At 48.2% G+C, this 11,927-nt stretch carries 15 protein-coding genes and 1 pseudogene; 11 read left to right on the top strand and 5 right to left on the bottom strand.

Going from position 1 to position 11,927, the window contains the following annotated elements; genetic code table 11:
- The first annotated feature begins 87 nt into the window (after positions 1–87).
- The 3 genes and pseudogenes from Q0562_RS06225 to Q0562_RS06215 all read left to right on the top strand — a co-directional run bounded on the left by Q0562_RS06225 (position 88) and on the right by Q0562_RS06215 (position 2,321).
- Positions 88–1,428, top strand: a complete 1,341-nt coding sequence (locus Q0562_RS06225; protein ID WP_298642587.1) for a hypothetical protein — start codon at positions 88–90, stop codon at positions 1,426–1,428.
- A 173-nt stretch (positions 1,429–1,601) separates the two neighbouring features.
- Positions 1,602–1,793: pseudogene (locus Q0562_RS06220) on the top strand (DNA cytosine methyltransferase); the annotation flags it as partial.
- Between the two features lie 39 nt (positions 1,794–1,832).
- Entirely contained in the window at positions 1,833–2,321 is a 489-nt protein-coding gene (locus Q0562_RS06215) for a hypothetical protein (RefSeq protein ID WP_298642584.1), read from the top strand.
- 300 nt (positions 2,322–2,621) lie between these two features.
- On the opposite strand, the gene Q0562_RS06210 is transcribed toward Q0562_RS06215, so the two are convergent.
- Positions 2,622–3,110, bottom strand: coding sequence for a hypothetical protein (locus tag Q0562_RS06210; RefSeq protein ID WP_298642581.1), 489 nt, complete (start codon positions 3,108–3,110; stop codon positions 2,622–2,624).
- Between the two features lie 57 nt (positions 3,111–3,167).
- Here Q0562_RS06210 and Q0562_RS06205 point away from each other — a divergent pair, with 57 nt between their 5' ends.
- The 5 genes from Q0562_RS06205 (at position 3,168) to Q0562_RS06185 (ending at position 6,315) form a co-directional block, all read left to right on the top strand.
- A complete protein-coding gene (locus Q0562_RS06205; protein WP_298642579.1) occupies positions 3,168–4,478 on the top strand; it encodes a DNA cytosine methyltransferase in 1,311 nt (436 codons plus the stop codon).
- 37 nt (positions 4,479–4,515) lie between these two features.
- Positions 4,516–4,674, top strand: a complete 159-nt coding sequence (locus tag Q0562_RS06200) for a hypothetical protein (protein ID WP_298642577.1) — start codon at positions 4,516–4,518, stop codon at positions 4,672–4,674.
- 257 nt (positions 4,675–4,931) lie between these two features.
- Positions 4,932–5,558, top strand: a complete 627-nt coding sequence (locus Q0562_RS06195) for a hypothetical protein (protein ID WP_298642574.1) — start codon at positions 4,932–4,934, stop codon at positions 5,556–5,558.
- Between the two features lie 50 nt (positions 5,559–5,608).
- The gene (locus Q0562_RS06190; RefSeq protein WP_298642571.1) at positions 5,609–6,016 is read left to right on the top strand and encodes a hypothetical protein; all 408 of its coding nucleotides are present in this window, start codon (positions 5,609–5,611) and stop codon (positions 6,014–6,016) included.
- Positions 6,017–6,024: 8 nt separating this feature from the next.
- A complete protein-coding gene (locus Q0562_RS06185; protein ID WP_298642569.1) occupies positions 6,025–6,315 on the top strand; it encodes a hypothetical protein in 291 nt (96 codons plus the stop codon).
- 248 nt (positions 6,316–6,563) lie between these two features.
- Here Q0562_RS06185 and Q0562_RS06180 read toward each other — a convergent pair whose 3' ends face one another.
- From Q0562_RS06180 to mobC, 4 genes are read right to left on the bottom strand one after another with little or no spacing between them, the layout of a single operon-like run.
- Complete coding sequence (locus tag Q0562_RS06180) at positions 6,564–7,337, bottom strand: hypothetical protein (RefSeq protein ID WP_298642566.1); 774 nt, start codon at positions 7,335–7,337, stop codon at positions 6,564–6,566.
- A 12-nt stretch (positions 7,338–7,349) separates the two neighbouring features.
- On the bottom strand, positions 7,350–8,231 hold the full coding sequence (locus Q0562_RS06175) for a hypothetical protein (RefSeq protein WP_298642563.1): 882 nt from the start codon (positions 8,229–8,231) through the stop codon (positions 7,350–7,352).
- Complete coding sequence (locus tag Q0562_RS06170) at positions 8,194–9,021, bottom strand: hypothetical protein (RefSeq protein WP_298642561.1); 828 nt, start codon at positions 9,019–9,021, stop codon at positions 8,194–8,196. Before Q0562_RS06170 ends, Q0562_RS06175 begins: the two co-directional genes overlap by 38 nt.
- Before the next feature lie 10 nt (positions 9,022–9,031).
- Entirely contained in the window at positions 9,032–9,367 is a 336-nt protein-coding gene (mobC, locus tag Q0562_RS06165) for a plasmid mobilization relaxosome protein MobC (RefSeq protein ID WP_298642589.1), read from the bottom strand.
- Between the two features lie 827 nt (positions 9,368–10,194).
- On the opposite strand from mobC, the gene Q0562_RS06160 reads away from it, so the two are divergent.
- The 3 genes from Q0562_RS06160 to Q0562_RS06150 are packed head-to-tail and all read left to right on the top strand — an operon-like array spanning position 10,195 to position 11,503.
- The gene (locus Q0562_RS06160; RefSeq protein ID WP_298642558.1) at positions 10,195–10,479 is read left to right on the top strand and encodes a hypothetical protein; all 285 of its coding nucleotides are present in this window, start codon (positions 10,195–10,197) and stop codon (positions 10,477–10,479) included.
- A 14-nt stretch (positions 10,480–10,493) separates the two neighbouring features.
- Positions 10,494–11,192, top strand: coding sequence for a hypothetical protein (locus Q0562_RS06155; protein WP_298642555.1), 699 nt, complete (start codon positions 10,494–10,496; stop codon positions 11,190–11,192).
- Positions 11,193–11,251: 59 nt separating this feature from the next.
- A complete protein-coding gene (locus Q0562_RS06150) occupies positions 11,252–11,503 on the top strand; it encodes a hypothetical protein (RefSeq protein WP_298642552.1) in 252 nt (83 codons plus the stop codon).
- Positions 11,504–11,927 lie beyond the last annotated feature (424 nt).

Here is an 11,927-nt window from a genome sequence, read left to right as displayed (position 1 = left end):
AAGGATTTTATCTATATTAAATCTCATTGCATCTTCACGCTACTTTATTTGCTTATATGTATGAAATGTTAGGTGTATTAGCTATATATGCAAAAACAGAGAATAACGGCGGCCATCGCCACGGCGCTTTGTATCCTGCCGGCAACGGCCGCGACAACAACGGAAACCGTTACGCAGTCAGTGCAGTCGGCGCAAGTGCAACCGGATGATTCGGCGAATACCGCCGCCCGTCTGAAAGCCGCACGACTGAAATCAGCCGCCACGGCAAATGATGCCAATATCGCATCAACGGAGACAACAACGGCCCCACCGGCGGCTGCCGGTGGCACAAATGGTCGCGAAGCGGCACCGGCAACCACGGCCGCACCGAAAACCAGACAATACGCCAAAGAGTACGCCATCCAGTATTGCCGTGAAAACGAGATGACCGGCGAAAAAGACCCCGTCCTCGACAGGGTGATTTCGGACAGCTGGTTCGGCCAGGAACGCGGCGAGTTCCATGAATGGCACAAGTGCGTAGCCGCCAAAACCAAAGACTTTGCCATCCGGCAGGATCCCGCCAAGGCGGAATACAACCCGACGGATCAGGATCGTGCCTATGCAAAAAAATATTGCAGCCAAAGCCACACCAACCCGGATGGTACGAGATGGTACGGGCGCGGTGCCGAGGCCGAGCAACCTATCCGCCACCTTTCCAACAACAACCTCTATTTGAGCGAACAATCCTGTCTGGATGCCAAGACGGCCGAATCCTATTACGGTGCCACCAAAATGGATGAGGCCCCATTTGCGGCAATCACCAATGAACAGCGCGCACGCAACTACTGCACCCTGGTTGAGTTCGACAGCAACGATTCCCGGGGTCACTATCGATATTACGGCGCGGGGATAGACAACTACGCCACCGAGCAGGAATGTATCGATGCCCGCATCAAAAAATACGACAAGGAAGATGCCGAAGCGGCAAAAATCAGAGTCATGCAGCCTTGGGACGGCCGTGGTGACGCTGCAAGTCCGGTCAACAGCCGGCAAAACCCGCAACAAAAAAACGGCAAACGAAACCTCTTCGGCAACAATGCCAACGTCAGTGATGATTGCGCCATCTGGCTCTGCCTGCCGGCCGGTTTCCCGGACGGCTGCGAAGGTGCCAAAAAAGCCTTCAAAAAGCGGATGCGGCGCGGCAGAGCCCCGATGCCGCCATTTGAGCAGTGCGCCGTTGGTGACGACGGGCAACCGATGCAAAACAACGACAAGTTCACCTACAAGCTCCAGTCATGGGTAAAAATCAGCCTTAAAGGTTCAACCACGTATGAACCGGGCACAAGCTGCCGGACACAACATGGTGACTTCCGCTGGGGATGCAGCCGGGTACTGAAAGTCATTGTTTATCAAAATGGTAAAGAAACAGGCTCTTATTTCAGCGAGTGACCGGCAAACCAAAAAGTCAGAAAGAAGGGCCATCCGCCGTGCGGGTGGCTTTTTTCTGCCCGTTCAGAGAACAAACTCGTAAATGGCACTATAAGTCGTTACTTCTGACAGCAAGTTGTATTTATAGTTGATTTTTTGAACAGGGTTTTAGACAATACCTTCATCGGAAGCTGCCGCTGGAATGCGAGCGCCTGCAAGGGATGCCCGATAACCACACTCACATCCCGTGGCGCGGCAAACCTGCTGACCGCTGCCCGGATGCACCACGCTACAAGGCAATAGGCAACGCAATGGCCGTGCCGGTCATGCGCTGGATAGGCAGGCGGATACAGCAATCCCTTGAGCCATCCGGCCCTGTTTCCTGAATCCGTTATTCCCCTTTTATTCACCCCAAGGAGGCCATTATGACCCTTAAAGAAGAGCAAAACCTGAAACTGCCGGAAAGTGATTACAACACTTACTTGCAGAGCCGCAGTGCATGGCGAAGATGGCTGGATAAATTTCTGTACCGCTTTGGCTATATCCATGTCAGAAAACTGGACTATGCAAGAGACATCAACAAGCGGCTGGACGAACAGCGCGAGACCATTCGGGAATCCTTGGCCTACCTGCAAGAACAAACCATAAAACTGAAAAAGGATGTACACAACAGGGGTTTTAATCTGCCTGCCGAGCTTGTTGAGTACGTTATCAAGATGGCCAAGCATTATAAAATTCATATCATAAATTTGGCAAGCACATCAGAAATGGAAGATATGCATAAAATGCTGGACAGCGACAAATACACCCATGTTGCCAATATCATTGAGCGCCACGCCATAACACCGGAACAGTTAGGGAAGACCCGGGAAGAGGTGCAGCAGTTTATTGCCAAGTCAGGGGAGGCATCATGAAGGGTTTATCAAGAGGATTTCGAGATTATTTGAGGGCAATAAACCCGATGCCACACATCCGTGATTTGGAGCAAAGGGTAAAGCGGTTCTACTGCCATGATGTGTCTGATTCGGATTTTCAGATGGAGCGGAGGAGGTTGTTCAATCTTTTCTCTGTAACGAGGTTCTTTTCTGCACATGATGAAAAGATAGATTTGCAGTTAATAAGGATGTTTTGCGACACGGTGCGTATATGCCTTCTAATCATATCTGTGTTATTTATATTATCCACTTTCTCAATGATAAACCTGAAAATTATGGTTAGCTGCCAAGCGTGATACACGGTATAAACCCAAACTGGAGAAAACCATGCAAATTGAACACCCTGAAACCGCAGCGCAGACCGTCCATGACGATCAGCAAAAGCCCGTCGTGCCCCGTGACGAGGCCGAGATATGGATGCAGGATTTCCGGCAGCGTCTCAATAACTGCACAGCGGAAGAAAGGCAGGCTTTCCTGCGCGAGCATTCCATCCGGGCGTTCCGTGGGCAGGTATTGACAGCGGAACTGGCTGGGTTGATGCCGGCTGACGAAGCAGAAGGCGCATCTGCGGCAGCCGATAACGCCGGCGACGTGGCGGAATAAGTCAGCGGTCACGGCGACAGATAGGGCGAAATGCAGGCAGATGTACTGGTGGAACTGGTCCGGTAGGCGCTGGCCGGAAACCGGCCGGCCATCCGGCAGTCGGTGGAAACGCTGATTGCCGGAGAGAACCGGAAGGGACACCGTGTCCTGGCCGAACGGCTGCATAAAACCCTGCAAGTGCAAGAAACGCAGCGACAATTCCCAGCGCCTTTCGCCGGACGAATGAAAAACCTGCGCTACGGCAGCGTGTGCAGCGGCATTGAGTCGGCCACGCTGGCATGGGAAGCCCTCGGTTGGCAGCCCGCATGGTTCGCCGAAACCGCCCCCTTCCCCTGTGCTGTTTTGCAGCACCATTGGCCGCATGTGCCGAATCTCGGCGACATGACCCGTCTTGCCGGATTGATTGCGCGGGGGGATGTTGCCGCACCGGACATCCTTGTCGGCGGGACACCGTGTCAGGCGTTTTCCATCGCCGGTTTGCGCGGCAGTTTGGGAGACGCGCGCGGCAATCTCACCCTCGAACTTGTGAGGATTCTCAATGCAATTGACCTTGTCCGACTACGCGGCGGGCTTCAGCCCTGCATCCTCGTCTGGGAGAACGTCCCCGGCGTCCTCAGCGCCCATGACAATGCCTTCGGCTGCCTTTTGGCAGGACTTGCCGGCGAAGGGCTGCCGCTCGAACCGGCAGGGCGTAAATGGACGGACGCTGGTTGTGTGTTTGGACCCCGGCGCCGTATCGCGTGGCGGGTGCTCGACGCACAACATTTCGGACTGCCCCAACGGCGGCGACGCGTCTTCCTTGTCGCATCTGCTCGAGACTGCGATCCCGCAGAAATACTATTTGAGCGACACCGCGAAGCAGGGGATTCTGCGCCGGACGGAGAGTCGCGGCAAGAAGTTGCCGCCTTTGCTGCAAGCCGCTTTGGCGGCCACCGCCGAAGCGGCGGCGTAGCGGCCAGCCTGCACGCGCAAGGCAGCCACGCCCAAGGCGGGAGTGAGGCGTTGATTGTTTCCGGCGGCATCCGTAGGGGCTCGCATTGGGATCATCCGGATAACCCGCACCCCACCCTCAATCAAAGCGGCTGCGGCGGCATCATCGGACAGAGTGACCAAGAGTTGTTCAGCCAGCACGGCAGTGGCCTGGTCTGCATGGCACACGGTCAGGGCGGCGCGGAAATCCGCCAGAACGGTGCCCCTACCCTGACTTGCAACCACGAAGCCCCGCTTGTGGTGCATGGCCGGCAAGATCCCTGCGTTTCGCATCAAGCCTACGGACTGGACACCGAAAGCAGCGGCAACACGAATGTGATCCTCAACGGTCTGCACATCCGCCGCTTGCTGCCGCTGGAATGCGAGCGCCTGCAAGGCATGCCGGATAACCACACCCGCATCCCGTGGCGCGGCAAACCTGTCGACCGCTGCCCGGACGCACCACGCTACAAGGCAATAGGCAACGCAATGGCCGTCCCGGTCATGCGCTGGATAGGCAGGCGGATACAGCAATCCCTTGAGCCATCCTGCCCTGTTTCCTGAAGCTGTTAATTCCTTTTTTCATCCCAAGGAGGCCACTATGACCCTTAAAGAAGAGCAAAATCTGAAACTGCCAGAAAGTGATTACAACACTTACTTGCAGAGTCGCAGTGTATGGCGGCGATGGTTGGATAATTTTTTGTACCGCTTTGGCTATATCCATATCAGAAAACTGGACTATGCAAGGGACATCAACTGACGGTGACGCAGCTGAAATAAGTCAGCGGCGACTTGAATTGGTCGCAGGCGATGGCTGGGGATCCGTCGGGCATCCGGCAGTCGGTAGCTGATTGCTGAAGAAGAATAGAAGGGATACCATGTCTTGGTTGAGCACCTGCAACAAAGCCTTGCAAGTGCCGCATACGTGCTGAACGTCCCATCGCCTTTGTCTGGGCAAGTCGGCATCGCGCCGCAGAAAGATTTCTACGGCTTACAATTAACATAAGGAAATTTAGTATGGAAAACTTACAATACAAACGGTTTGCTGATGCAGATCTGAGCGATCCTTTTTTTGACTCTTTGAAAGATTCTTATCGTGAATTTTCAGATTGGTTCCGAAGAAAAGCAGAGGAATATGCCTATGTGTTTTATGGTGACCGCGGCCTGATTGATGGTTTCCTATATTTGAAAGAAGAACCCCAAGTTATTGATGATTGTATTCCAGCATTATCCACCAACTTTAATCGTAGCTGGTTGAAAGTAGGGACGCTCAAAATCAATGCACACGGAACTAAGCTTGGTGAACGTTTTATCAAGAAAATCTTTGACTATGCTATCACATACGGATTTAATGATATTTATATCACAGTTTTTCCTGAACATGCCTCTTTGATTACGTTATTTGAACGATATGGTTTCAGGAGAGAGGCCAAAAAGATAACAGCCAATGGAACAGAGTTTGTTTTAACTCGACGCTTCAATATCATAGATGACGGTGTGGAAAACACCAATAAAAATTACCCTCTTGTAGATTTAAGGGGGACGATACTTTCCAGCCTCAGTTCTATTTATTATCGCTCCTCCCCCAATGGCACACTCGATTGCTTCCAGATTCAATTCTGCGAAACGAAGATGCTTCTATAGTCCAAGATGTTTCTCCAACAAACAGTATTCATAAAGTATATTTAACATCAATGAGTGGAATTGAACGGTTAAAGCAAGGAGATGTTTTGTTTATTTATCGAACTAGTGATAAACCTGGCCTTGCTTATTACCGTTCCTTGGTAAGCTCAGTATGCGTTGTTGAAGAATATCGACATATTGATTCATTTGAAAATTATACTGAATTTGAGAGATACTGCGCCCCTTACAGCGTTTTTTCTCGAGGAGAGTTGCAACAATTTTGGCAAAAAAAGAAGTACCACCATGTATTCAGATTTTCATATAATATTGCCTTACCTAAGAGGATCATAAGAAAAGATTTACTTGAGCAAGTTGGCTTAAACGAAAGTAAATATTTTGGTTTTATGCGACTCACACTCCAGCAGGCACATCACATTTTGAAATTAGGTCAAGTCAATGAAAATTTTGTTATCAATTAAACCTGAATATGCCGAAAAAAATTCTTAGTGGTAAGAAAAAATTTGAATTCTGTCGGACTCTCCCTAAAAATAAAGCCGTTAAAAAGGTAGTCATCTACGCCACTCTGCCCATAGGCAAGGTAGTGGGAGAATTTGAAATTGAAGAGTTAATATCAGATTCACCTTCACAATTATGGAAAAGAACTGCTGAATTTTCAGGAATCACGGCTCATTTCTTTAATACTTATTTTGATGGACGGGATACTGCCTATGCCATCAAAGTTGGAAAAACCAAGAAATATGCCAAGGAAAAAAATTGATAGACGTATTACCAAGTGGTATTGCACCTCAATCTTTTTGCTATATTTAAATTCTAGACTATTCAAAAGTCCGTTCAGACACTCTTCTTTAAAATCCCTGTTTTGAAGAGAGCCTATTGTTTATCAAAGAAATTACTCTATCTATTCAGGGACTTTATCCTGACTTTCCACTAGTTCAGCTATGGCTTCATCTAGCCCTGCATGCTTTTCAGGCCACTAGCAGAAACTGATCCCCAAAAAAACACGACTCAACGCTCGTGACCATCATCCCGTTCTTTCGCCGATTCTTTCGGTAATACTTTTACACTGGTACCGGTTGCACGGACAGCTGCCTCAATCGCGACCAAATCACGTTGCGTGGCATTGCGGATCTCGAAGCCGTTAACACCATAACGCAATTTGGCCAGTTCAAGGGCGTTTGCGATGACATCAGCCCTACGCTCCTGCACCTTGATGCTGGCAAAGGTATCGACAATCACCACCCGCTGCTCCTCGTCGCGGTATTCGACTGTGCCATTGCGCTGTATTGCCACGGTGTATCCCATATCGGCGGGTTTGAAAAGCGTGTTTGGTCGTTGCCGTTCCCTGATGTGGATCTCAAACGCTTGAGCCTCTTGCAAGGCGCGCACCGGATAAATACGGTTGAGCTCGTCCAGTGCTGCCCCATCCCCTTTTTTTGCCTGTTCGTAGAGGTACTCCAAAAAACGGTCATGCGGCCGTTGGCGGTAATAGCGCCGCTCGGCCTCTTGATCCTGTTTCAACTGTTCCAGCTCAGTGCGGCGCTGCTCTCGCAGCAAACGCCGCTTAACGGCGTTCTGCGCCTTGCTCAGTGCCGCGTCCGGCTGGAACCGCGCCCCTGCTAATATCTCCTCACGCCGCTTGCGATAAGCCGCACGGATCGCGGCGATGCCCGGTAATCTGTTTTCATACCGCTCGAAACGGTGCCAAAGCAATTTTGAGGTCACAGCGCGCTGGCGTTGCTCAACGGTCTGTTGTTGTGCATGGACGGTTTGCAACACCATCTTCGCCTCCGGCTAGGTCATGTTCATCCGGCGTGTCAGGAAGTCAGAGGGGCTGTAATGCCTGCCGTCGTCTGCAACGCATTCATGTCCCGACTTGTTGCGCTCGATGCGCAGTGAGCCGGTATCAAGGGCATAGTGGTAAGCCAGATAATCCAGTAGGTGCCTGGTATCGAGGGCGCTGATGAGTTTCGACCATGACTGCTCTTTTTCTTCAATAGTTCTGCTCAGTTCTCGCCTTATTCGTCCGGCGGTGCTGATTGTTCGCGGAGTTGGTGATGGGCACAAGTACGCAGATGTGCCTTCTTCATTTCCGACCACGTCAGCGCGTTGATCAGACGACAATGAATCCACCGGATACGTTTTTCCATTGTTCCTTCTTCCATTACTACGCCAAACTCGCAAGTCATGCAAATCGAATCCACCTATTCCCTTTGAATTTTCGGGATGGGGTCTCTCAAATCGTTCATATCGTTCATGATCGTTGTCCTTGTTGTGAATATAAAAGCTGTCACCAAAATGGGATAAGTCATAGATGTGGGGAATATCGTCGATATGGCGCGAATCATCCACGAAAGGAAGAGCGTTCACAAAAGCAATAGATGCAACGTCAGGATATGCCGTTCGGGTATCCCCTGTTTCAATAATATTGGCAGGTTTTCTGGATTCTTCACCTTTTACCAGCGCATCAAGCATGGTTTCATGCTTGCTCCAGCGCGCCGTAAGCCAATCCCTTCTTTCTGCCGGATTCATCTGACTATAAGCCGCTCTATCCCGCTTGGATGCATTGCGTAAAAAACGGGCCTCGCGCGCACCGTAATCCAGCCACTTATCATATAGCTCCTGATGGGCTTCGGCATCAAAAGTCTGGGTAACGTCTTTGTCTCTTGATATCAAATAGGCATTGAGAAATACTGCAATCTTTCAGATTGATTCCTTTATCCTTCCCTGCTACTTGCAAATTCAGATATTTCCCACTAAATTTCTTTGAATCACGCCCAGTAACCTTGCCAAAGGGTTTAATCACTTCAGCGAGTATATCCACTGACGTTATTTCCGGATGTTCACGAACCAAACGGAAAATTTCAGATTTAATTTCTTTAACCGTAGAATCCGGTTGTAGCTTATAGCAATTAAGAATTTCTTCGCGTCCAGTAGAAATTTCCCGTATATTATCTTTTGGGCTTTCCAATCCATATCTCTGATTCACTAACTCCTGAAAAGCATTGATATAATGCGTAATGTTTTCTATCTTTCCAAGAGGATTATCGCGCTTCCCTGTATATAAATTATATTCCGGAATAACTACATGAATATGTGGGAACCTGACATATTCATCCCCGTTAATATCTCTAAGCGCTTTAATCTTAGGCAAATGTGCCTCACTGTAATAAGTAAATTCATCTTCTTTACAAGCAGCAAAGATAAACTGCCTAAATTCACTATCAATTTTTTGCAAGATTTCTTGATCAATATGAGGTTCTTTGAATGATAAAGTAATATGTAAATATTTCTGATGCTTACTCTGAGGATCAAAGCTATCCAGCACGGCATCAATATTTGCCAGCTTCCCATGCAATTCTACACGCTGATCCAGTTCATCGCGTGAATACGAACGTCCGGATTTACGTCCACCCGTTAGATATTGCACGATGCCGCTGCTGCCGCCACTAATCCGGATCAGCATGGTTATAAATCTACAAGGTCACGTTGAATTGCTCCTCAATATTTTCGAGGAGGTACAGATAATGCACTGCTTCGCTGTAGCGTAAATCGCCCTGCTTAGACAGGATATTCAGGTGTCGCGCAATTTGGTTCAGGTTGTTGCCGGCATTACCCAAAATGCGCATGACGCGTGCCCTGTCTTCCTGTCGCTTCAGATCAGGTTTTGTAATAACAATCTCTTTGTCTTCTGTCAGCACCTTACGCAAGACAGCGGAGATAGTTATGTTGGCTGTTTCAGCTATGTGTTCATAACGTTCTGCCACATCCTCGGGCAAACGTAATCTATAAGGTTTGGACAAGTTGCCCATGACTTTCAATTGTCCCTCCACGCAAACCAACAGGCGTCAGCACAATCTTGTGGTGTCCGCCCTCCAAGGGGTTTCAAAGGGGCGGCAGCCCCTTTGGCACGTGCGGTTGGGGCAAATCGTCAGATTTGTCTACAACCGCCATCGTGCCTGTTCTACCCCCGCAATCTGCAATCCATAGTGCATTATCTGGACATTAGAGTCAAGAGTAAGTACATAATTCCCTTAAAAATTAATAGGAAACGTAGAAATACTGTACACTAATATACTTGTAGTTGATTTTTGCGCCTTTTTACCTATAATGTCCTCACTTCGCGCCAATACTGGCACAAAAGCAAGACAAAGGTGCATAAATGGCATTGTTTTGCGTCAATACTGGCGCGAAGTTGAGCCAATGTCAGCACGCCATGTCGCTTTTTCATGCCAATACTGGCATGGTTTTCCCGATTTGGATCGGTAACGCCAATACTGGCAGGAGATCGAGTCAATACGGTGCGGAAATGTCGCTAATGTGCGCCAATACTGGCAGGAAGTCAGGTCAATACGGCGTAGCGGTGTCGCTAATGTGCGCCAATATTGGCAGGAAGTCAGGTCAATACGGCGTAGCGGTGTCGCTAATGTGCGTCAATATTGGCAGGAAGTCAGGTCAATACGACGTAGTGATGTCGCTAATGTGTACCAATACTGGCAGGAAATCAGGTCAATACGGCGTAGCAGTGTCGCTAATGTGCGCCAATATTGGCAGGAAGTCAGGTCAATATAGGCGCGATAGTGTCGCTGATGTGGGTCAATACTGGCAGACACATCCATCCATGACTTAAAGGAGAAAGATGCAGAGAAAAATTGTCGATATAGACAAGGTTAGAGAGATGATGGCTCTAGGCATTCCCAAAGCAAGAATTGCCCAAAATCTTGGCATTTCACCAAGAACTCTTTTTAGGTTTTTGCGGCAGAGAAAACTATCTGATAAAGAGCTATCAGCAAATATCCAACCAACACCTATGCAACCTTTGACTTCGCGGCAAGAACAGGCGTCGCCACCAGATAACAATACCGATGGCAGACATAATTTTGACGCGCTAGATGAAGCTCTGAGAGAGCTTAATGATGACTAAATTTAGGAGTAAATATGAAGATCGCATTGATTAACTATAGCGGTAACGTTGGAAAAACAACGTTAGCGCGTGATGTATTCAAACGTCGCTTACCGGCCTATGAGTTGGTAAGTATGGAGTCCGTTAATAATGACGGACAAGAAAGCGTTATAATTAGAGGTGATGATGGGGAAAATTTACATATTGAGATCATTTATAATGACGGTCTGATACTAGACGTCGGATCCTCTAACTTAGAAGCATTTTTTAGATCGAGTGCAAAAGTGGGGGAGATCCTTAACAAGATTGATTTGTTCATTTTACCAGCTACCCCAGAGAGGAAACAGCAACAAGATACGATAAAAACTATTAAAGATCTATTAGAGGTAAAAGTAGCTCCAAACAAAATACATATCATATGTAATCAAGTTGTAATTGACCCGTTAAATCCAGTAGAGGAAATATTTTCGGTTCTAAAGAAAGCTACCTCTCAATATAAAATCGGGATGGACTTTCGTAATATTATAGAAAAACATACCTTATACTCAACTGGTCGTAACCTATCCGAGATGCTTTCGGACGAAGATTTTATGGCCAAGATGCAGGAAGCCAAATTAGCAGGAAATAGAGAAGAAGCCAGAAAATATGCAGCAAAAGTTGCACGGCAGAGCGCATTAAGAAGCCTTGATAAAAATTATCAAGAGATCTTTAACAGGCTTATAAACAAGAAATAATGGTAGAAAGGTATAGCCAGTCAGATCATAAAATTCTGATTGAAGATATTTTTATAGACATGAAGGCAATATCTGAAAGCGTAAAGGAACTGAGAACCAGTTTTGAATTACTGCAAGAAGATATTGCCCATTTGAGCCAAGCCCTTGATGACTTTGGCCGTCAGGTGGCAGCGGTTAAACAATATGCTATCAACGAGATTGCGAAGTCAAGCGGAGAGGTGTTTGATGAACATCTCAAGATGCTTGAGGAACGTGAGCGGCGGCTATCTCAACTTGAAGCAGCAAAGAAGAAGAAATGGTGGTCAAGATGATTTGGTCAAACAATCAGCATTCCAATAGATCACCAATGATGGCTACTGAAATTTTCGGGTGTGTATGTAGTTTTAATTGTGAACCGGAGTTCAAGCAGGGGGCATGGTTAGATAGTATTGTTGATAATGATCCATGTTATATTTTTCTTGCTGGAACGATCTCAAGACTTGATGAAAATGTAGCAAGAAGCAGTCTTCGCTATTATTCAAACAGCTAAAAACATAAATTTTTACTCACACGCCCCGTTTCCCCGACGGGGCTTTCTGTTTGCTGGGATGCTCTTGCATGCAAGGATGCGTAGGCTTCTTCTATGACTTCCTTTTCCGCCCAAGTCGCCGATGCCGCCGATGCCGCCGATGCCGCCGATGCCGCCGAAGCCGCCGATGCCGCCGATGCCGCCGAGCCGCCGAGCCGCCGAAGCCG

It is taken from the genome of uncultured Cardiobacterium sp., from assembly GCF_938028825.1.
Taxonomy (GTDB): Bacteria; Pseudomonadota; Gammaproteobacteria; order Cardiobacteriales; family Cardiobacteriaceae; genus Cardiobacterium.
This window is presented reverse-complemented; position numbering and strand designations above follow the sequence as displayed.

Bases quoted from the DNA above. Each gene is read 5' to 3' on its own strand.
- Q0562_RS06180 (WP_298642566.1), bottom strand. From the start codon at position 7,337: ATGGTGTTGCAAACCGTCCATGCACAACAACAGACCGTTGAGCAACGC.
- Q0562_RS06195 (WP_298642574.1), top strand. From the start codon at position 4,932: ATGGAAAACTTACAATACAAACGGTTTGCTGATGCAGATCTGAGCGAT.
- Q0562_RS06200 (WP_298642577.1), top strand. From the start codon at position 4,516: ATGACCCTTAAAGAAGAGCAAAATCTGAAACTGCCAGAAAGTGATTAC.
- Q0562_RS06155 (WP_298642555.1), top strand. From the start codon at position 10,494: ATGAAGATCGCATTGATTAACTATAGCGGTAACGTTGGAAAAACAACG.
- Q0562_RS06160 (WP_298642558.1), top strand. From the start codon at position 10,195: ATGCAGAGAAAAATTGTCGATATAGACAAGGTTAGAGAGATGATGGCT.
- Q0562_RS06190 (WP_298642571.1), top strand. From the start codon at position 5,609: ATGAGTGGAATTGAACGGTTAAAGCAAGGAGATGTTTTGTTTATTTAT.
- mobC (WP_298642589.1), bottom strand. From the start codon at position 9,367: ATGGGCAACTTGTCCAAACCTTATAGATTACGTTTGCCCGAGGATGTG.
- Q0562_RS06215 (WP_298642584.1), top strand. From the start codon at position 1,833: ATGACCCTTAAAGAAGAGCAAAACCTGAAACTGCCGGAAAGTGATTAC.
- Q0562_RS06210 (WP_298642581.1), bottom strand. From the start codon at position 3,110: ATGCAGCCGTTCGGCCAGGACACGGTGTCCCTTCCGGTTCTCTCCGGC.
- Q0562_RS06170 (WP_298642561.1), bottom strand. From the start codon at position 9,021: ATGCTGATCCGGATTAGTGGCGGCAGCAGCGGCATCGTGCAATATCTA.
- Q0562_RS06225 (WP_298642587.1), top strand. From the start codon at position 88: ATGCAAAAACAGAGAATAACGGCGGCCATCGCCACGGCGCTTTGTATC.
- Q0562_RS06150 (WP_298642552.1), top strand. From the start codon at position 11,252: ATGAAGGCAATATCTGAAAGCGTAAAGGAACTGAGAACCAGTTTTGAA.
- Q0562_RS06185 (WP_298642569.1), top strand. From the start codon at position 6,025: ATGCCGAAAAAAATTCTTAGTGGTAAGAAAAAATTTGAATTCTGTCGG.
- Q0562_RS06205 (WP_298642579.1), top strand. From the start codon at position 3,168: ATGAAAAACCTGCGCTACGGCAGCGTGTGCAGCGGCATTGAGTCGGCC.